The sequence below is a fragment of the Actibacterium mucosum KCTC 23349 genome (genome assembly GCF_000647975.1).
Lineage (GTDB): Bacteria > Pseudomonadota > Alphaproteobacteria > Rhodobacterales > Rhodobacteraceae > Actibacterium > Actibacterium mucosum.
The window spans coordinates 243,062-263,153 of the sequence record NZ_JFKE01000001.1; the positions used below are offsets into that span (position 1 = coordinate 243,062).

Consider the following 20,092-nt stretch of genomic DNA (forward strand, 5'->3'; position numbering starts at 1 on the left):
ATCAGAAGTTGGAGTATTGATCGTTTGCGCCCAGGTAGAAATCGACATTGGACTGGTCGATGAAGTTTGCGCCGGTGAAGATATTGGTCGGCAAAAACTGCGCACCAGCGGCCTTGTTGTCGGTGGTCAGTGGCACGTTGGCATGGTTTGCGGTGATCAATGCCGCAAGTGCCCAGTACCCCATTTGCACGTCACCCTGCGCAACAGAAGCAGTCACGGTGCCGTCCTTGATGCGCTCAAGTACATCAGAGTTGCGATCCATGCCAATGACCAGAACCTCGCCAGTCCGGCCAAGCTCTTTGATCGCTGTCGCAGCGCCCATAGCACCAACGGAGTCTGTCGCCACAAAGGCGTTCAGGTCTGGCTGACGCACAAGGATGTCTTTGGCGGTGTTAATGGATGTCACCATATCCGCCTTGGTGTCGCCGACGGCCACAACCTCTAGGCCCGTTCCATCAAACGCATCACGGAAGCCTTGCTCACGCTGATCAAACATATCCAACCCAGGGAGGGTTAGCACGGCCACTTTGCCTTCGTTGTCCAACGCTTTGGTCAAGCCTTGGCCACCAACAAAACCCAGATCGTATTGGTAAGAACCGATGTAGCCCAAACGATTGGAATTCGGCAGATCACCCAACACAGTCACAATCGGAATACCTGCGGAAGCAGCGCGGTTGATCGACGGGGTCAGCGCGTCGTTAAAGCCCCATACTGCAATCCCTGCAGGGCGTTTCGCAATGGCCCCGTCAAGCGCTGCCACCATCGCTGGAATATCCGCATCTGGCGGGCCAACATATGTGGTTTCGACGCCAAAGGCATCTCCGGCAACTTTCCAACCGTATTTCTGCGCGTTGAAGAATTCCAAGTTCCCCAAGGCACTGACGTAAATGTATTCTTCGCTATTGTCGATTTCAGTCAAAAGCGTTGCTTCATCGGCAACGGAAACCTGCGGAAAAACGGTGGCGGACAGCGCGAAAGCCGCGCCTATGCACAACGATTTAAAAGACATATTTTCCTCCCAAGAAATTAGCCAATAGTTCGGCTGAAACCAACGATGCCTGACGGATTCTGGGGGGTCAAAAAACAGGCAGGCAAACCACTAGTCCGCTCAAAGTATTGATTTATAAGTATTTTTATAGATATCCTCGGTGCATGCATATGTCCATTTTTTGGACATGTCCAGAAGCGCAAGAGGCTTAGACATTGCGTCAACTACACTCGATTCGAGGCAAGGCCAACGCGCCCATTTGCGCGCTGGCCTTCTGATTTTAGCTGCGCTCTATTGAGGAGCCGCGCGCAAATAGGCTGGCAATCTCCGCACGCCAATTGTCTATCCCTACTGCCAGCAAAATGATCGCACCGAGGATGATGTTTTGGATCGATGACGGCGTGGCATTCAGGTTTAGCCCGTTCTGTACAACCACGATTGTCATGGCCCCCAAAAGCGTCGCAAGCACATTGCCGCGCCCGCCCATCAGACTGGCGCCACCAACGACTGCGGCAGCGATCGCCTGAAGCTCTAGGGTTTGTCCGTAATTAGGAGACCCGGAATTCAACCGTGCCGACATCAGCACCGCCCCAACAGCCGTCATCACCCCTGCGATCACAAAGGTCATGGTCTGCACCCGGCGCATATTGATGCCGCTGAGAACAGCCGCCGAGGGGTTCCCCCCCACGGCCATGATTTCGCGGCCCAATTTGGTCCGGTGCATCATCACATGAGCGGCTCCATAGCAGAGCAGAAGGTAGAAAAACGGCAATGGCACACCAAGAAGGCGACCGTAGAAGACCACTTCAAGACCCGGATCGACGGAGAAAATCGGCGAGCCATTGTTAAAGCTCAGCGCGATGCCCCGGAGAGCAATTAATGCAGCCAATGTCGTAATAAATGATGGTATGCGTCCGTAAGCAGTCAGCCATCCCAAGACACCTCCAAGCAAAGCACCAAACAACAGAATTCCCGGGATTGCAGCCCAGATTGGCAAGCCCCCAAACTTTACCAGTTCCGCCAGGATCATGGTCAAGAGCGCAATCATAGAGCCCGAGCTCAGGTCGATCCCGCCCGCAAAGATCACGACGGTTGCGCCAATTGCCACCAAAGCCACAATGGACACCTGCAGCGAGAGGTTCGACAAATTGCCAGCGGTCAAAAAACGATCAGTGGTTAGGGCAACAATCACTGTGACCAATATCAGCGCCAGAAGCGGCCCGCCCAGTTGAGATTTAAGAATACGCTGCATGGTAAGCGTCCTTGTCGTTTCTAGATGTTGAAGAAGGTTGACCCGCTGCGCGCACCAGATCGTCGTGGCTCAACTCAGAGGCCGCCACAGTCTTAGACACCCGCCCCTGACGCACCAATGCCACCCGGTCGCTCATGGCCAACAGCTCATCATGATCTGACGAAATCAGGATGACGCTTTTGCCTTGGCGCGTCATTTCGTTGATCAATCGGTAAACTGCAATCTTCGCCCCGATATCGATGCCTTGAGTGGGTTCATCTAGTATGAGGATATCCACCTCTGCAAACAGCCAACGCGCCAGGATCAGCTTTTGCTGATTGCCGCCGGACAGTAAGCCAATGGTTTTTGAGATCGCAGACGGGGAAACCTCGAGCTGTTCAACCAATTGCTCCGTTGTCTGAGTTTCTCGGGCCAAATTCATGATACCCAGCCGGCTCAACACCCCCAGCCCGGCGGCGGTTACATTACCATTGGCGCGGAAATTCGGGAACAAACCGTCGCTCTTGCGGTTTTCGGGCACAAGCCCGACACCCAGCTCTATGGCATTACGAATAGAACGCGGCGCGAACGCCTGCCCCTTCAATCTCATTTCGCCTACCGTCAAAGGATCAAGCCCCAACACGGCGCGGGCCAGTTCCGTGCGGCCGCTGCCCAAGACCCCGCCAAACCCCAGAACTTCGCCTTTTTTCAAGTCGAAAGACGCACCATGGATATGTTGGGTTTGGATGTCCCGAGCTTCCAATACCGTGATGTCTGTCGCGTTACGCTCTTTCGGGTAATGCTCACTCACCACCTCCCCCACCATGGCACGCACGATCTCGTCGACCTGCACACGGGTCTCGCCACTGGCACTGACCACTTTGCCACCGCGCAGCACGGTCACCTCGTCGACAATTCGTTCCACTTCATCAAGTCGGTGGCTCACGTAAAGGATCGCACAGCCTTGACCCCGCAGCTTGCGCAACAAGCCATGAAGCTGTTCAATTTCATGTTCACCAAGGGCAGCTGTCGGTTCGTCCAAGATGATCAGCCGTGCCTCCAAAGAGAGCGCCTTTGCGATTTCCACCAGTTGCTGTTCGCCGACCGACAAGTCACCGCAAGTCGCTGTCGGTTCAATATCGATGTCCATTCGATCAAGCACCGTCTTGGCGTTGGCCAGCGCTGCCGGCCAATCTACCAGCCCGCGTTTCATGGGCAGGCGCGCGAGGAAGATGTTTTCTGCTACGCTGAGAGATGGCACCAATGAGAACTCTTGAAATACTGTCGCGGTGCCATGGCGTCTTGCGTCTTCAGGATTGAGCAGATGCACAGGCTCGCCGTCGAATTTCAACATCCCGCTGTCGGGCTGTTGAATACCGGCAAGGGTTTTGATCAGGGTCGACTTCCCGCAGCCATTTTCCCCAAGAAGGCCATGGATGCGCCCCTTCATCAAACGTAAATTCACCCGGTCGTTTGCCACAACGCCGGGGTAAGCTTTCGAAATGTCACAGCATTCCCAAAGCGGTAAATCATGTGGGCTCATGAGACTCGCCTTTTGAAAACACCCGGTGACCGAAGCCACCGGGTGAGGATGTGATCAGTATTCTTTGGAAGGCTGCGGGAAGAGCTTTTCAGGCTGCTTCAGCGCGTTCAACGCCTCATCGCTTGTGTCAATCGAGGTTGGGGTTTCGATCCAACCGCCCGGATAAGTGCCCGCAATGGCGTCCAATGTGGCATGCATTGCCGCCTTACCCATTAGGAAGGGCGTGGTGTTGACTGTGGCGGTCACGTTGCCAGCAACGATTTCTTCAAGACCCGAAGTATCGCCATCATTGCCCATCAGGATCAGCTCGCGCTTACCCAATGCCTTGGCGGCAAATGATGCTCCGATGATCATGTAGTCATTGGCGGCAAAGATCGCATTTATGTCCGGGTGCGCCTGCAGGATGTCCATCCCGGCCGTATTGCCCCCTTCAACATTCCATTTGCCGTCAACCGAGGTGACCACGTTGAAGTTTTCTTGGCCTTTGATGCCATCCAGGAAGCCGCCGACCCGCTCGGTGGAGTGATAGCCGGGCTGGCCTTCAATTACGCCAATGGTAAGCGCTTCACCCCCATGCTCTTCAATCAACCAATCGGCCATTGCGTGCGTGCCGTTGCGCTGGGAATAGCCAACAACGCCGTGGATCGGAGTTGGAAAGTTCGGAATGTCAGAGTTGATCATCAGAACCGCGACACCTTTGTCGACCGCTTTTTTCAACAGCGGAGCTGCAGCGAATTCGTCGTGGGTGCCAAAGATGATCGCGTCGACTTCTTGGGTCAGAACGTCTTGGATCATGCCCATTTGGCCATTGATGTCTGCCCCCGATTGTGGGGCCAGCATAAACACTTCAACACCCTTTTCTTCAGCAACCGCTTCGATGCCAGCGCCAATGGCGATGTAGTAGTTAAACTCCGTCGCAGGTGGCATGTAGGCAATGCGGTACGTGTCATTGACGGGTTTGATTGTGCTCATCGGAGCTTGGCTTCCGTCTTTCAAGGGCACAGGTGTTGGGTAGTTTTCAGCGCCAGCAACGGTGGCGCTTGCGGCCAAGACCGCAGCAGCAATAATCGTCTTCATAATTCTATCCTTGATTGAGGCTTAGCGCAGTTTCGCGATGGTCAGCACGAAGGGATCGGTCGTACCCGGTTCATCCATCAGATGATCATTTTGGGTGTTGGCGATCACCAATGCACCGTCTGGCATAAATGCCGCTGTCGCTGGCACTTTCAGGCCTTCGATACCAAGCTGCGCCCAAGTGGCATCAGCCGCTTTAGGATCAAAACGCAGAACATCTTGGGTGCCAGACTCCACGACATAGGCCATGCCATCTTCGGTCATCAGAACACCATCGGGCTTGTTTAGCGCGCGCGGCAAGGACACCTCGGTCAGTTCACCCGCCTTACCATTGTCTTGAATGTCGATGGCAAACATACGCCCGTCGGTCTCTTTCACGGTGTAAAGCGTATCAAAATGCACCGCCAAACCATTCAGGACCCAGCCTTCGCCGCCCAACTCGTCATTCTCGATAAACGTCGTCAGCTCGGAAGCACCCGGCGTCAGGGTTAAGATACGTGGGTTAAAGCTGTCGGTCGCGTAAAGCGCGCCATCTGGTCCAAAAGCGATATCGTTGCAAAAACCTCCGCCAGGGAAGTCATAGCGGCGAAGCGGCGCGCCTGTTGTGAGATCATAAACCAAGACGCCGGCATCTTTTGCTGACTCAGCATAATGGCTTACACCCAGCACCGGACCAGAGCAGACAAAAAGCTCGTTCGCGCGCTCATCAACTTTTACACCAACGGCACTGTCCATGCCGAGGCTGCCCGGCTCGGTGAATTGCGACACAGACGTTCCGTCAGCCGACACCATCCAAACAGAGCTATCGACGAGGCTACCAACGAAAATCCGACCGTCCGCAGCGACGTCCACGCCTTCGATATGTAGCTTCGCATCTGAAACAACGATTTCTTTGGCTGTTGCTGGAGTCAGCGCGCAAACGCTTGCACAGGCCAGACCCGTTAAGAATGCTCCAAGTTTCATACTATTCCTCCCATTTTGGTCAGCCGGGATTCCGGCTAACCAAAACGGTGCCCAACCAAGTCAACGTCGTCGATCACTAACCGCGAGCGGAAAAATGCGCCTTAACCACTTGATAAATATATTCTTTAATTTCACGATGTCGGTTTTGCATGTGTAAGATTTGGACATGTAACGCGTCAGCTTTGAATTTGGGCACTCACGCAAAAGGCGTAACCACAGCGTGGAAAAACTCAATTTGAAGTGATTCTGTACTTCACTTGAGGCATGCGTTCCTGGCGTGCTTACACACGAGGTCATCTGTAGAGAACCATAGTCTCCCAAAGGTGGCCGGTAAAACATGCAGCGATGACGCTGCACATGAGATCGGCCGAAATCTATTCGACCCCGACCTGCGTGTTTCATCGTTAATTAACCGCGATAGCAGAAGCGAGGGCAGACAGTCCTGGAAAGGCGCACTTTGTCGCGATCCTTCGGTTCGCGTCTCAACCTAATGAGTCGCAAACTAATATGGCGCGCTAGCCAGCTAAGCGTCGCTAAAGCCTAAACTTTGTAAAAGAAGTTAATGCGCAAAGCAGTCATTCGTGGTTCACGCAGCATCGCGCAAATTGGGCTCACCCGACATTCCCCTCAGGGTAGCGAACCCTTGTCAGGCGCGTCTTCCCAAGGTTTCGACGCCCAGAACCTCCAGCACCTTCGCCTCGATATCCGCTGCGTTCATGGCGGCCGTTTCGTACATCTGGGTTGGGCTGGCCTGGTCGATGAAGGTGTCGGGCAGCACCATGGAGCGGTATTTCAGGCCGCCATCAAACACGCCCGCATCCGCCAGCAATTGCGCCACGTGGCTGCCGAAGCCGCCCACGGCGCCTTCTTCGATGGTGATCAGCGCCTCGTGATTGGCGGCCAGATCAAGGATCAGGTCGCGGTCCAGCGGTTTGGCAAAACGGGCGTCGGCGATGGTGGGGGTGATGCCTTTGGCCTGCAGCCCCTCAGCCGCCGTCTGAACCTCGGACAGGCGGGTGCCGAAGGACAGGATCGCGACGCGCGATCCCTCGGCGATGATCCGGCCTTTGCCGATCTGCAGAACCTCGCCGCGGTCGGGCATGTCGACGCCCGTGCCCTCGCCACGCGGAAAGCGAAACGCGATGGGGCCGTCATCATGGGCCACGGCTGTGGCAACCATGTGTTTCAGCTCAGCCTCATCCGCTGCGGCCATCACCACGAAACCGGGCAGGTTGGCCAGAAAGGCGATGTCGAAGCTGCCGGCATGGGTGGCCCCGTCAGCGCCCACCAGCCCCGCGCGGTCAATGGCAAAGCGCACCGGCAGGCGCTGAATCGCCACGTCATGCACCACCTGGTCATAGCCGCGTTGCAGGAAGGTCGAATACATCGCGCAGAACGGCTTCATCCCGCCCGCGGCCAGACCGGCGCAGAAGGTCACGCCGTGCTGCTCGGCGATGCCCACGTCAAAGCACCTGCTGGGATAGCGTTCGGCAAAAAGGTTCAACCCCGTGCCATCGGGCATGGCGGCGGTCACGGCCACCACCTTGTCATCATCGGCCGCGTGTTGCAGCAGAGCGTCAGCAAAGACGCGGGTATAGCTGGGCGCGTTGGACGGCGCCTTTTTCTGCTTGCCCGAGATCACGTCGAACTTGGCCGTCGCATGGCCCTTGTCGGGCGCGGTTTCAGCGGGGTGGTAGCCTTTGCCCTTCTTGGTGATCACGTGGATCAGCATCGGCCCGGTGGCACGGTCGCGCACGGTGCGCAGAACGCCGGTCAGTTGCTCCATATCGTGCCCGTCGATGGGGCCGAGATAGGAAAAGCCAAGCTCTTCAAACATCGTGCCGCCGACGGTCATGTGTTTCAGCATGTCCTTGGCCCGGCGCGCGCCTTCCTGAAAGGGTTCAGGCAACAGGCTGACCGCACCTTTTGCAGCCGCCTTCAGCTCTTGGAACGGGGCGCCGGCGTATAGACGCGACAGATAGGACGACAGCGCACCCACCGGCGGGGCGATCGACATCTCGTTGTCGTTCAGCACCACGATCATGCGCTTTTTCAGGTGGCCGGCATTGTTCAGCGCCTCGAACGCCATGCCCGCGCTCATCGCGCCGTCGCCGATCACGGCGATGGCGTCGCCCAGCCCGTGTTCGGGCGCACCGCCCAGATCGCGCGCGACGGCAAACCCCAACGCGGCAGAAATCGAGGTGGAGCTGTGTGCCGCGCCGAACGGGTCGTACGGGCTTTCTGTGCGCTTGGTGAACCCGCTCAGCCCGTCCTTTTGGCGCAGGGTGCGGATGCGGTCGCGCCGCCCGGTCAGGATCTTGTGCGGATAGCATTGATGCGACACGTCCCAGATCAGCCGGTCGCGCGGCGTGTCAAACATCGCATGCAGCGCCACGGTCAGTTCCACCACACCCAGCCCGGCGCCCAGATGTCCGCCGGTTTCCGACACCGCGGCGATGGTCTCGGCCCGCAGCTCGTCGGCGACCTGCTGCAGCTGCGCGTCGTTCAGGCCGCGCAGGTCGTTGGGGTCGCGAATGGTGTCAAGCAGCGGCGTGTCGGGTTGGCTGGTCATGTCAACGGCCCTCCTGGGGGCGGAACTAGCTTTCGCGCGAGATAACGAAGCGCGCCGCGGCGCGCAAGCTTTCGGCACGCTCACCGTAGTTAGCTAATGCATCGCAGGCCTGTTGCACCAGCTCGCCTGCGCGGTTTTTTGCCGCGTCAAGACCCAGCAGAGACACAAAGGTGGCCTTGCCGGCCTCGGCATCCTTGCCCACGCGCTTGCCGGTTTTGTCGGCGCTACCTTCAACATCCAGGATGTCATCAGCAATCTGAAACGCCAGGCCCAGCGCGGTGGCATAGCTTGTCAGCGGCGCAGGGTCTTCGCCGGCCAGACGCGCGCCGGCTTCGGCCGACCAGGCGATCAACGCCCCGGTTTTGTTGGCCTGCAAGGTGGTGATCTGATCCAGCGTCAGGGGCGTGTCGGCGGTTTCGGCCGCGATATCCTGCGCCTGGCCCAGAACCATGGCACCGGCGGCTTTGGCCAGGCTGGCCACAAGATCGGCGCGGTGCGGGCCCATGGCCGGATCGGCCAGCAGGTCAAACGCCAACGATTGCAAACCGTCGCCCACCAGAACCGCCGTCGCCTCGTCCCATTTCACATGTACGGTGGGCTGGCCCCGGCGCAGATCGTCGTCATCCATCGCGGGCAGATCGTCATGGACCAGCGAATAGGCGTGGATCGCCTCGACCGCGGCGGCAGCCTGCACGGCTTGGGCGGCGGGCACATCGAACATCGCGGCCCCCTCGATCACCAGAAACGCCCGCAGCCGCTTGCCACCCGAAACCGCGTGCAGCATCGCATCGCGCAGCCGGTGCGGGGGCGTGGCCAGAACGGCCGCGTTCAGACGCGCAGAAACCTGTTCGGCGCGGTGGTTCAGCAGCTCGGGGAACATTTATTGCCCGTCAACAGGCGTGGTGCCCGTGGGGGTGCCGTCGCCGTCCAGCGTGATCGCGGCCACCTTGGCCTCGGCCTCTTTCAGCTTGGCCTCGCATCGCGCCTTCAGCTTGGCCCCGGTTTCATAGAGCTTTATCGATTCGTCCAACGGCACGTCGCCCCGTTCCAGCTGACTGACCACACGCTCCAACGCGTGCATGGCCTGTTCAAAACTCATCTCTTCTACCGGCGTGTCGGTCACGTGCCCCGCTCCATCAATACCTGAATATGCGCCGCCGCGCTGTCGGCGAGGGCAGACAGATCATACCCGCCTTCCAGAGTCGAGACCACCTTGCCGCCGCAATGGGTGTCCGCGATGTCGCACAAGTGACGGGTCGCCCAGGCAAAATCATCGGCAACCCAGTTGAGCCCGGCCAGCGGATCGTCGCGATGGGCATCAAACCCGGCCGAGATCAGCAACAATTGCGGCGCGAACCTGTCCAGCGCCGGCAGCACGGCGCCTTCCATGCGGGTGCGAAAGGTTTGGCCATCCGATCCGGGCGGCAGGGGCACGTTCAGGATGTTGTCATGGGCACCGGCCTCGTCGGGTGCGCCGCTGCCCGGATAAAGCGGCATCTGATGGGTCGAGGCGAACAGAACCCGCCGCTCGTCCCACAGGATATCCTGCGTTCCATTGCCGTGATGCACGTCGAAATCCATGATCGCCACGCGGTCCAGCCCGTGATGGGTCAACGCGTGCAGCGCCGCAATGGCCACGTTGCCCAACAGGCAGAACCCCATGGCGCGGGTTTTCTCAGCATGATGGCCCGGTGGGCGGCAGGCGACAAAGGCGTTCGACGCCGCGCCCGACATCACCGCATCCACCGCCTGGATATTGCCCCCCACGGCATCCAGCGCCGCCGCCAGGGCGCGGTCAGAAATGAACGTGTCGGCATCCAGCGCCACCAACGCGTTGCCCTCGCAGGCGGCCTGCAATCCGGGCAAATAGTCCGGCGGATGCGCCAACGCGATCTGTTCCGGCGTGGCGGGCACCGCCTGAACCCGGTTCAACGCGTCGAATTCGGGCGTCGACAGACGGTCCAGCACCGCCTCGACCCGCGCGATGCGTTCGGGGTGGCCGGGCGGCGTGGGGCTGGCCGTGGCATGCGGCGAGGTGATCAGCAGGGTTGTCATCGCGTATCCTTAGTCGGGCGACAGCAGATACCCCTCGCCCCGCACGGTCTGCAGATAGCGGGGTTGTTTGGGGTCGGCCTCGATTTTGCGGCGCAGGCGGGTGATCTGCACATCCACGGCGCGTTCCTGCGCCTGGCCACGATCGCGGCCCAGTTCTTCGACCAGATGAGCGCGCGACAAAGGCTCGCCCGGCGTGGCCGAAAAGATGCGCATCAGCTGCCCCTCGGTCGCGGTCAGGCGCACCGGGTCACGGCCGCGCCACATCTCGCCCCGGCTGGGGTCGTACCGCACCTCGCCCAGATACAGCATCTTGGGCCGGCCCTGATCGGTATTGGAGGGCGGCACCCGGCGCAGGATGGCGTTGATGCGCAGCAGCAATTCCTTGGGTTCGAACGGCTTGGCCAGATAGTCATCGGCCCCGGCCTCCAGCCCCTCGATCCGGTTCTCGGTCTCGCCGCGTGCCGTCAGCAACAGAACCGGCGTGCCGATCTCGCGCAGCAAGCTGCCGGTCAGGGTGATCCCATCCTCGCCCGGCATCATCACATCCAGCACCACCAGATCAAACGCCAACCCCGCCAGAAGCCGCCGCGCATGGGCGGCATCCTTGGCCGCCGACACCAAAAACCCCTGCCGGATCAGGAATTTCTGCAACAGCGTGCGAATCCGCTCGTCATCGTCAACAATCAGCAGGTGAATCTCGGTTTCGGCCTCCATCAGCGCTCCTCGGTCTGCGTATTGTTGTTAAAGTGGCGTTGCATGTTCGGGTCCATCATCGCCTCAAGTACCGTGCGAAACCCTGCGACGGCCTCGGGGCCTGCTTGCCGGAAAGCGCTGCGCATGCGGGCGCGTTGTGCGTCAGACAGCTCGCGCTCCAACGCCTTGCCGGTGTCTGTTAAGTACAGATGCCGTTCGCGCCGATCCTTACGACCCACGCGGCTTTCGACCAGTCCGTTTTCAATCAGGGTTCGTAGAACACGATTCAATGACTGCTTGGTGACACCAAGGATCGACAAAAGGTTGTTCACCGTTGTGCCGGGCGTTCGGTCAATGAAGTGCAGCGCCCGGTGATGCGCGCGGCCATAGCCGTACTCTTCGAGGATGCGATCCGGGTCCGCCGTAAAACCGCGATATGCAAAGAACATTGCCTCGATCGCGCGCCGCAGATGTTCGTCGGTTAGGAACAGCAGTGCTTCGCCGCTATTCGATCCGCCCCTATCGCCCATGACTGCCCCTTCGTGGTCTTCGCACAGTTTCAGTGATTTTATGTCAGTCTTGTTGACTTTCCAAGAATCAATTGTTAGCTACTGACGGATTTTGCGCAACTTTATGACCGATGCGGACCTAATCAGCGCAACTTTTGGAAAAGTCCGCAATCAGGAGGACAAGAAAATGGCCGGTTACGACGACCGCGACGGGAAGATTTGGATGGACGGCAAGTTGATCGAATGGCGCGATGCCAACGTCCACTTGCTGACCCATGGGCTGCACTATGCCAGCTCGGTCTTCGAAGGCGAGCGTGCATACAACGGCAAAATCTTCGAGTCGGTCAAGCATTCGGAGCGCCTGCATGCCTCGGGCGGGATGATGGACATGCCGATCCCCTATTCGGTCGAAGAAATCGAGAAGGCCAAGTATGACGTGCTGAAGGCCAACGGCTGGGACGATGCCTATGTGCGCGTGATTGCCTGGCGCGGGTCGGGCGAGGACATGGGTGTCGCGTCGAACCGCAACGCAGTGCGTATGGCGGTGGCCGCCTGGGAATGGGGCGCTTATTACGGCGATGCCAAGATGAAGGGTGCCAAGCTGGACATTTCCAAATGGAAACGGCCCAGCCCCGAAACCATCCCCAGCCACGCCAAGGCCGCCGGTCTTTATATGATCTGCACGATGTCCAAGCACGAGGCCGAGGCCAAGGGATGCTCGGATGCGATGATGTTCGACTATCGCGGCTACGTGGCCGAGGCGACGGGCGCAAACATCTTTTTCGTCAAGGATGGCGAGGTGCACACGCCCCTGCCCGACTGCTTTCTGAACGGCATCACGCGGCAAACGGTGATCGGCATGCTGAAGGACCGCCAGATCAAGGTGCATGAACGCCATATCATGCCCGACGAGCTGGAAGGGTTCGAACAATGCTGGCTGACCGGCACCGCCGCCGAGGTGACCCCGGTGGGCCAGATCGGCGACTATAATTTCGAGGTTGGTGCCCTGACCCGCGATATGTCGGAAAGCTATGAGGCGCTGGTGCGCCGATAAAGGTTATGGAAACCGACCTCTCGCGGTCGGTTTCCACCCGTTTGGGGCTCAGCCCATCTCGTCCTGACAGGCCAGCGCGCCTTCCAGCGCGTTGTAGGTGCCGGCCAGATCAATCGCCATCACTTCGCCGTTTTCGTTATACAGCGTCATGGTGTATTTCGCCGCGATGTCGAACAGGAAGTCGGGATTGGTGAAATAGATGTCGGCACCCGGCACATCGTTCAGCCAGATCCCCGCAGCCTCGCCATCATAAACCTCGCCATCCAGGTCGAACTGGATCGGATAGATGGCGCCTTCTTCGATATCACCCCAGGCCATGTTGAACGCGGTCACGTAGCCTGCGCCTTCGTTGCGGTCAAAGCCGACGCGCACGACCGAGCCGTCCTGAAACTCGGCCTGGATCAGGCAGCCATCGCCCAGCGACGGGTCAATCATGATGTCCCAGCCGCCAACATTGTCCCAGTACTCAAGCTGTGCAAAAACCGGCGCGGCACAGAGCGTGATTGCGGTGGCCGCGAGAACGGATTTAAAGGTCATTGTCTCCCCCCAGAGATTCGAAAAATCATGCGCTTGCAATGTGACAGGCAGTGTGCGTTTTGCCTAAGGAAATCTGGGCATCACCCCTGTGGTGTTGTGGTAGGCTTGGCCTTGCCGCGCTGCAGCCCCAATTGACGTTCGCGCCAGATAATGAAAACCCCCGCCGCGATAACAAGCGCCGCGCCAGCCAGCATTGGCAAAGTCGGGATTTCGGCAAAAAAGATATAACCAATCAGCAGCGCCCAAAGCATCGAAGAATAGTCGAACGGCGCAACAAGGCCCGCATGGCCGAACCGATATGCGGATGTCAGGAAAATTTGCCCGAAACCGCCCAGGATACCTGTGCCAATCAGGAAAGCGGACTCGCGCGCGGTGGGCACGACCCATCCAAATGGCAGAGTGCACAAGGACAGAACCGTCGAGGTGATGGTAAACCAGAAAACGATGCTGGAGGTGCTTTCAGTATGCACCATGGAGCGCACGAAAACCTGCGCAAGCGCGGCAACGGCGGAACCAACCAGAACGATAATGGCGCCCAGCGCGGCGGTCTGGTCGGCCGAAAGCTCGGAGAAAACGCTCAGCCGCGGCCACATCATGATCAATACACCCACAAGGCCAACCGCCACGGCTGCCATCCGCACGACGCGTATCGTTTCACCCAGAAACATTGCGGCAAAGATCACCACGAAGATTGGCGTGGCAAAGCCGATTGCCGCCACCTCGGGCAAAGGCAGCAGTCCAAGCCCAGTAAAAAAGCAGGTCATCGCCGCCACGCCGAAAACCCCGCGCCAGACATGACCCATGGGGTTTTGCGTGCGCAGGCCGTCGGGGAAATGCCCGGTTGCAACCAGCCAAATCAAGATCACCGGCAGCGCAAAAACCGAACGAAAGAAAACCGCCTCGCCCGGCGGAACGTTTTCCGAAACGGCTTTGACAAAGGATGACATGGCCACGAAAATCAGGACCGATGCCAACTTGAAAAGAATGGCGCGGGTGGGTTGCATCAAAAAATACCGGCTTGGCTGAAAATACCGCCAAGCTTAGACGAACCCCCTGCAATCACAAGCGCTTTGCTTAGATCGCGTTGCGCCGTTCAACCATTGCAAAAGCCTTCAGCATGCGGCCTTCGCGCAGGTCTGCCGGCCGCCGTTGCAAGGAAACCGTGGCCGGTCGTGGCATTCCCGAACGCTCTAGACGCAGAAACCTTGTGAGGCGCGCGCCGTTCAGACGTGGCTTGGTCTGATCAATCGGATGACGTTTCATCGTTAGACCTCCCTAATTCACGATGGGCACTCACCATAACACAGTTTCCTAGAACAAGGTACGCTCGATCACCCACAAGATCCCGATCGCCGCAATCAGCAACGATCCCACCATCGAAGCGCCGCGGAACAGAACCGCGCGGTTCTGGACGGCAAGCTCTTCGTTTTCATAACGGCGACGATTGGCAAATGCGCTTGCAACGTAGATGGTCGCGAATGCACACGCGATCACTGCTAGCTGACCGATTTCCACACCTATGTTGAAGGCCACAAGGCTGATCACGAGGTTGCTGCGCTCCAGTCCGATTTCACCAAGAACACTTGCAAAGCCCAGCCCGTGCAGCAGGCCAAACAAAACAATCAAAACAACGCGTCGCGCCCCGATCGAACCGCCAAACAAGTTCTCGACCGCGGCATAAACGATGGATGCGGCAATCAAAGGTTCGACGATCTGGGGCGATACCGAAACGTAGTCCAGCGTCGCCAACGCGAGGGTCAGGGTGTGGGCCAGTGTAAAAGCCGAGATCTGAATAATCAGCGGACGCAGCTTCAAGGCAAACATGAAAAGTGCCAGCACAAACAGGATGTGATCCATACCTTTGGGAATGATGTGCTCGATTCCGATGATTGTATAGGTCACGAACGCAGTCAGCTTGTTGATCTCGGCGATGCCGGTCCGTGGCAACGTGTCAGACAATTCGCCCGCTGGCAGATACCCTGCATACAAATCATCGCCTGCACCTGATTGGCGTACAATCAAGGGACCATATTCGGGCAACCACCCAACCTGGACACCTTGTTCACCCTCGGGCAACACGGCAAGAACGACCATTCGGCTGTCACGGGGCAATTCCACGTCGCCAACTTCAGGTACATTCATCGTCACGATGTCAGCGATCAGATTGGTGTCGCCGACCTTCAATATCAGCCCAGGTGCCAGATCGGGCCACGCAGCCCGAAACGCCGCTTCCAACGCGTCAGGTTTTTGCTGGCGCAACGCGTCGTACCTGTCTGCCTGCGGGGCTTCGTTGGTATCGGACACTGACCCAAGATCGATACCGGAAAGGAGCCCCTCCGCTGCGAACTCCAGTTCGATTTCAACAGCCATGTCCGTCACCAGAACATCCGCAATGGCCGGACGTACCTCGTGTGCAGAGGCGGCCAAGGGCAGCGAAAGCACTGCACACATCAAGGAAAGACTTGACATCAGCCGGGTACAAGACAGTTTCGTGCGGGAAACTAGGTGGGCAATTCCAATGCGCATGTTCAAAAAAGCCTCTGTTTTCCTGTCGTTTGCCCTCGTTGCTTTACCGGCATCCGGGCATGAATTCTGGATCTCGCCCGAGGCGTATCAAATCGACCCGGGGCAATCTATTCGGGCCGATCTCCGCGTCGGTCAAGACTTTAACGGCCCAGCCTATTCATTAATTCCCCGCAATGTCGAACGTTTCGAATTGCTCACGCAAAAATCATCGATTGCCATAGAAGGCCGGGCAGGCGACCGGCCGGCATTGGATTTTGTCGCGCCGGATCCTGGGCTGGTGATTGTTGTGCATGAAACTACCAACAGCGCGCTGAGTTATAACGAGTGGGAAAAATTTGTAACGTTCGTCACCCACAAGGCGATGGACACCGCATTGAAAGATCATGTCACCCGCGGCATCCCGCAAACGGGCTTTCGCGAGACCTATCGACGGTACGCCAAAAGCCTGATCAGCGTGGGCAACGCAGCCGGACAGGATCGCGCCGTGGGTTTGCGGACCGAGATCGTTGCGCTGGCCAATCCTTACACCGACGATGTGTCCGCCGGACTGCCCGTGCGCGTTTTGCTGGACGGTGCGCCACGCTTCAACGCGCAGGTCGAGGTGTTCGCCAAAGCACCAGATGGGTCCGTAACCGTCACGACCCAACGTACAAACGATGTGGGCGAGGCCACGATCGCTGTTCAGCCCGACCACCACTATTTGCTTGATGCTGTGGCGCTTGAGGCGCTTCCAAATGACGATCCGGCCAATGGGCCGGTTTGGCACACACTTTGGGCTTCACTTACGTTGGCCATCCCCGCGGAGGGTTCGTGATGCGCACCTTGTTCATTTTGCTCCTTTCCTCTTTGCCGGCGCTTGCCGACGTTCCAACCGACGCCGGGCTGGCCGGGGGTTTGCGCCATGACCTTTTGAACTGGGCTGCCATGGTGCCGCTGACGGTGCTGGGTCTTTGGGCCGCCATGCTGGGCCGGCCCAAAATGTGGGTTGTACCGCCGGTGGCCGCTTTGGCTATTTTGGGTGGTTCTATGCTGGCACCGGTCTTGTTGCCCGTTGTCCCGATCACGTTGCCCGAAACAGCCCTTGTCCTGGCGCTTGCCGGCATTGCTGTTGCTTGGTTGGCGGTTTTGTGGGTGCAGCCACCGGTATTGATAGCCGCGCTGCTGGCCGGTGTTTACGGCGGCGTTCTGGGCCTGTTGCATGCTGGCCCATTGCTCTTTTCAGTCGGCTATGCCGGGGCCGCACTGCTGTATGTTCTGATCGGTCTGGGCGCAGGGCTTGGCCTGCGATTCTTCACCTCTATAACGGCAATGCGTTTTACAGCTTTGGGCGCGGTGGCTTTTGGCGTTTGGACTCTTTCCGGGACGGTCTAGCGGCTGAGCCGTAGGACGGCACCGTCAGAGTTGTCAAAGAGTACCAGAACCGCACCATCGGGCGCCACCTGCACGTCGCGCAGACGTTTGCCGCGCAGGAACCGCTCTTCGGCCACCACCTTGTTGCCTTGTAGGCGCAGCCGCACCAACCCGCCGGGGTTCAGCGAAGCGATCAGCAGATCCCCCTGCCATTCGGGAAACATCGCGCCGTCGTAAAAGGCGATACCGCCCGGCGCGATGACCGGATCCCAGTAATAGACCGGCTGCTCCATCCCCTCGGCCTGGGTCTGGCCACGGCCCACGGGGCTGCCATTGTAATTCTCGCCATAGGTGATCACCGGCCAGCCGTAATTCTTGCCCGCCTCGGGCCGGTTCAGCTCATCCCCGCCTTTGGGGCCATGTTCGATGGTCCATAATTCACCGGTTTCAGGGTGCAGCGCGGCGCCCTGAATGTTGCGGTGGCCATAGCTCCAGACCTCGGTGCCAAAGGGGTTACCCGCCGCCGCGCCGCCGTCCGCGTTCAGCCGCACCACCTTGCCATAGGTGGTGTCCAGATCCTGCGCCAACACCGCCTCGCGCCGTTTGGAATGTTCGCCCGTGGTGACGTACACGCGCCCGGCGCGGTCAAACACGATGCGCGAGCCGTAATGCGCCGCAGTCGGACTGGGCGGGGTTTGCACGAAAATGTCGCGCAGATCGGTCAGGTGCAAGGCGTCGCGGTCAAACACCGCGCGCGCCGCGGCGGTGGCCGACTTGCCGCCGGGCAAAGGCTTGGCATAGGTCAAAAAGATCGTGTTGTCAGTGCCATAGTCGGGGCTGAGCGCCACATCCAGCAGCCCGCCCTGCCCACGCGCCAGCACCTGCGGCACGCCGGAGATTGGCGCCGAAACCGCCCCCTCCGCACCCATCAGCCGCAGCCTGCCGGGCCGTTCGGTCACCAGATAGCCGCCATCCGGCAGCGCCACGATGCCCCAGGGCCGCTCCAACCCCGTGGCGAAATCCTGCACTTTGGGCTTTACCCCGCTGACCTGCTCGGGCGCGCGGGTCTGGCCGGCAAAGGCGGGTTGGAACTCGGGCACGTTGGGCCGGCCCTGTTTCACCGGGTCGGCAATGGCGGGTGTGGCCAGCATCAGCGTGGCAAGGATCAGGTGGCGCATGGGGTCCTCCGACAAGTTTGGACGCAGCTTACCCGATTCCCCGCACGCGCCCCCTCACGGATTTGCGAGGCGGGCAAAAGCCCATTGGGCCGCATCCGCCACCGTCGGATCGGCGTCGCCCTGTAAGGCGCGCGCGGTGGGCAGCAACGCCGGGTCACCAGAATTGCCGATGGCGTACAGGACGTTGCGCACAAACCGGTTCCGCCCGATCCGCTTGATGGGCGAGCCCGAAAACCGCGCACGAAACCCGGCATCGTCCAGCATGGCCAGCTCGGCCAGCGGCGGCGCGCGCAGATCGTCGCGGGCGGCGTATCGTGCCTCGGCCCCGGTTACGGCGAACTTGTTCCACGGGCAGATGGCCAGACAATCGTCGCAGCCATAGATCCGGTTGCCCATCGCCGCGCGCAGGTCGGGCGCCACGGGGCCGTGATGTTCGATGGTCAGATAGCTGATGCAGCGGCGCGCATCCAATTGATAAGGCGCGGGAAACGCCTTGGTCGGGCAGATGTCCAGACACGCCGTGCAGCTGCCGCATTTCGACAGGCCGGGCGTATCCGCGTCAAATCGCACCGTGGTGAAAATCGCGCCCAGAAAGAACCAATTGCCCAGATCGCGCGACAACAGGTTGGTATGCTTGCCCTGCCAGCCCAGCCCGGCGGCCTGCGCCAGGGGTTTCTCCATCACCGGGGCGGTGTCGACAAAAACCTTGATCGCTTCGCCCGCGGGCACCTGCTCCAACAGCCACCGACCCACGCGTTTCAGCCGTTTCTTGACGATGTCATGATAGTCGCGGTTCTGCGCATAGACCGAGATCGCGGCCCGGTCGCGCCGCGCCAGTGTGTCCAGCGGGTTGTGGTCGGGGGTGTAGGGCTCGGCCAGCATGATAACCGTCTGCGCCTCGGGCCAAAGGGCGGCGGGATCGGCGCGCCAATGGGTGCGTTCGGCCATCCAGCCCATTTGGCCATGGCGGCCCTCGTCAAGGAAAAACTTAAGCCTTTCAGGCAGTTGCGGCACCGCGTCGGGCCGGCAAAACCCCACTGCGGCAAAACCGGCCTGATGCGCGAAATCGGTCAGATCTGCGCGCAGCTGATCCGTCAAAAATCAAGGTCCGAGTAATGCGCGGGCGGTGGAAAGCCGGGCACCTGATCGGCCAGCAGCGACCGGAAGGCCGGGCGCGACTTGATCTTGGCGTACCAATCCTTGACCACCGTGTTGCGGTTCCAGTCAACGTCCGAGATGTAATCCAGACACGACAGATGCGCCGCGGCGGCGAAATCGGCCAGCGTCATCACGTCGCCAGCCAGCCAGCGGCGTTGGTCCAGCAGCCAGCCGATATAGTCGATATGATGTTTGATCTGCGTGGCCCCGGCCTTGACGTTGCGGCTTTCGGGATAGCCCTGGCCCATCATCTTTTTATTGACCCGCTCATACAGCAGCTTGGATGTCACATCATGGTGGAATTTGTCATCAAACCACGCACATAGCCGCCGCACCTCGTGGCGCCCCTTGGGGTCTGACGGCAGCAGCGCGGGGGTAGGGTGAGTCTCTTCCAGGTACTCGCAGATCGCCTGACTTTCGGCCATTGCAAGGCCGTCAATCCGCAGCACCGGCACTTTGCCAGCGGGGTTGCGGCGCAGGAAATCCGGGTCGCGTTCCCAGTACCGTTCCTCGATCAAATCCACCTCGATCTTCTTCTCGGCCAGCACCAGCCGAACCTTGCGGCAAAAGGGGGAAAGGGGAACGTGATACAGGCGGTTCATCGGCAAAATGGTCTTCTTCTTACGATCTGGATTTCAATGTCATGCAGCGCCGAGGCAAG

General features: G+C 59.4%; 21 protein-coding genes. 3 read left to right on the plus strand and 18 right to left on the minus strand.

Annotated elements, in window-relative coordinates; genetic code table 11:
* Position 1: 1 nt before the first annotated feature.
* The 11 genes from ACMU_RS01160 to ACMU_RS01210 form a co-directional block, all read right to left on the minus strand.
* A complete protein-coding gene (locus tag ACMU_RS01160; protein ID WP_035255365.1) occupies positions 2-1,009 on the minus strand; it encodes a substrate-binding domain-containing protein in 1,008 nt (335 codons plus the stop codon).
* A gap of 259 nt (positions 1,010-1,268) precedes the next feature.
* Entirely contained in the window at positions 1,269-2,240 is a 972-nt protein-coding gene (locus ACMU_RS01165; RefSeq protein WP_035255367.1) for an ABC transporter permease, read from the minus strand.
* Positions 2,224-3,762: a sugar ABC transporter ATP-binding protein gene (locus tag ACMU_RS01170; protein ID WP_035255369.1), complete on the minus strand. Its 1,539-nt coding sequence runs from the start codon at positions 3,760-3,762 to the stop codon at positions 2,224-2,226. The genes ACMU_RS01165 and ACMU_RS01170 overlap by 17 nt, the downstream gene beginning before the upstream one ends.
* A 54-nt stretch (positions 3,763-3,816) precedes the next feature.
* Positions 3,817-4,734 (minus strand): sugar ABC transporter substrate-binding protein, encoded by a 918-nt coding sequence (locus ACMU_RS01175; protein ID WP_236626160.1) that lies wholly within the window; start codon positions 4,732-4,734, stop codon positions 3,817-3,819.
* 126 nt (positions 4,735-4,860) lie between these two features.
* On the minus strand, positions 4,861-5,799 hold the full coding sequence (locus tag ACMU_RS01180; RefSeq protein WP_081805345.1) for a Vgb family protein: 939 nt from the start codon (positions 5,797-5,799) through the stop codon (positions 4,861-4,863).
* A gap of 646 nt (positions 5,800-6,445) precedes the next feature.
* Positions 6,446-8,371: a 1-deoxy-D-xylulose-5-phosphate synthase gene (gene dxs / locus ACMU_RS01185; RefSeq protein ID WP_035255378.1), complete on the minus strand. Its 1,926-nt coding sequence runs from the start codon at positions 8,369-8,371 to the stop codon at positions 6,446-6,448.
* A 25-nt stretch (positions 8,372-8,396) separates the two neighbouring features.
* A complete protein-coding gene (locus ACMU_RS01190) occupies positions 8,397-9,251 on the minus strand; it encodes a polyprenyl synthetase family protein (protein ID WP_035255380.1) in 855 nt (284 codons plus the stop codon).
* A complete protein-coding gene (locus ACMU_RS01195) occupies positions 9,252-9,494 on the minus strand; it encodes an exodeoxyribonuclease VII small subunit (RefSeq protein ID WP_035255382.1) in 243 nt (80 codons plus the stop codon).
* On the minus strand, positions 9,491-10,426 hold the full coding sequence (locus ACMU_RS01200; RefSeq protein ID WP_035255384.1) for a histone deacetylase family protein: 936 nt from the start codon (positions 10,424-10,426) through the stop codon (positions 9,491-9,493). Before ACMU_RS01200 ends, ACMU_RS01195 begins: the two co-directional genes overlap by 4 nt.
* Before the next feature lie 9 nt (positions 10,427-10,435).
* Positions 10,436-11,140 carry a response regulator gene (locus ACMU_RS01205; RefSeq protein WP_035255385.1) on the minus strand — a complete coding sequence of 235 codons (705 nt, stop codon included), beginning with the start codon at positions 11,138-11,140 and terminating at the stop codon, positions 10,436-10,438.
* A complete protein-coding gene (locus ACMU_RS01210) occupies positions 11,140-11,649 on the minus strand; it encodes a MarR family winged helix-turn-helix transcriptional regulator (protein ID WP_035255386.1) in 510 nt (169 codons plus the stop codon). Before ACMU_RS01210 ends, ACMU_RS01205 begins: the two co-directional genes overlap by 1 nt.
* Positions 11,650-11,815: 166 nt before the next feature.
* On the opposite strand from ACMU_RS01210, the gene ACMU_RS01215 reads away from it, so the two are divergent.
* Entirely contained in the window at positions 11,816-12,682 is an 867-nt protein-coding gene (locus ACMU_RS01215; protein ID WP_035256028.1) for a branched-chain amino acid aminotransferase, read from the plus strand.
* Positions 12,683-12,730: 48 nt separating this feature from the next.
* Here the strand turns inward: ACMU_RS01215 and ACMU_RS01220 are convergent, their stop codons facing one another.
* The 4 genes from ACMU_RS01220 to ACMU_RS01235 form a co-directional block, all read right to left on the minus strand.
* On the minus strand, positions 12,731-13,219 hold the full coding sequence (locus ACMU_RS01220) for a hypothetical protein (protein ID WP_035255387.1): 489 nt from the start codon (positions 13,217-13,219) through the stop codon (positions 12,731-12,733).
* Positions 13,220-13,299: 80 nt separating this feature from the next.
* A complete protein-coding gene (locus tag ACMU_RS01225; protein ID WP_051587775.1) occupies positions 13,300-14,223 on the minus strand; it encodes a DMT family transporter in 924 nt (307 codons plus the stop codon).
* Positions 14,224-14,293: 70 nt separating this feature from the next.
* Entirely contained in the window at positions 14,294-14,482 is a 189-nt protein-coding gene (locus ACMU_RS01230) for a hypothetical protein (protein ID WP_035255391.1), read from the minus strand.
* Positions 14,483-14,530: 48 nt separating this feature from the next.
* On the minus strand, positions 14,531-15,745 hold the full coding sequence (locus ACMU_RS01235) for a HupE/UreJ family protein (RefSeq protein ID WP_051587777.1): 1,215 nt from the start codon (positions 15,743-15,745) through the stop codon (positions 14,531-14,533).
* Between ACMU_RS01235 and ACMU_RS01240 the strand changes: the two genes are divergently transcribed.
* On the plus strand, positions 15,744-16,559 hold the full coding sequence (locus ACMU_RS01240) for a DUF4198 domain-containing protein (RefSeq protein ID WP_236626161.1): 816 nt from the start codon (positions 15,744-15,746) through the stop codon (positions 16,557-16,559). The genes ACMU_RS01235 and ACMU_RS01240 overlap by 2 nt on opposite strands.
* Positions 16,559-17,116: a hypothetical protein gene (locus ACMU_RS01245; RefSeq protein ID WP_035255397.1), complete on the plus strand. Its 558-nt coding sequence runs from the start codon at positions 16,559-16,561 to the stop codon at positions 17,114-17,116. The genes ACMU_RS01240 and ACMU_RS01245 overlap by 1 nt, the downstream gene beginning before the upstream one ends.
* Here the strand turns inward: ACMU_RS01245 and ACMU_RS01250 are convergent.
* Genes ACMU_RS01250 through fzlA form a run of 3 tightly spaced genes read right to left on the minus strand, consistent with a single transcriptional unit; the run spans position 17,113 to position 20,033 of the window.
* Positions 17,113-18,273, minus strand: a complete 1,161-nt coding sequence (locus ACMU_RS01250; protein WP_035255398.1) for a PQQ-dependent sugar dehydrogenase — start codon at positions 18,271-18,273, stop codon at positions 17,113-17,115. The two genes, ACMU_RS01245 and ACMU_RS01250, sit on opposite strands and share 4 nt — an antisense overlap.
* Before the next feature lie 54 nt (positions 18,274-18,327).
* Complete coding sequence (gene queG, locus ACMU_RS01255; protein WP_236626162.1) at positions 18,328-19,371, minus strand: tRNA epoxyqueuosine(34) reductase QueG; 1,044 nt, start codon at positions 19,369-19,371, stop codon at positions 18,328-18,330.
* The gene (gene fzlA / locus ACMU_RS01260) at positions 19,368-20,033 is read right to left on the minus strand and encodes an FtsZ-binding protein FzlA (protein WP_035255399.1); all 666 of its coding nucleotides are present in this window, start codon (positions 20,031-20,033) and stop codon (positions 19,368-19,370) included. Before fzlA ends, queG begins: the two co-directional genes overlap by 4 nt.
* Between the last annotated feature and the right edge of the window lie 59 nt (positions 20,034-20,092).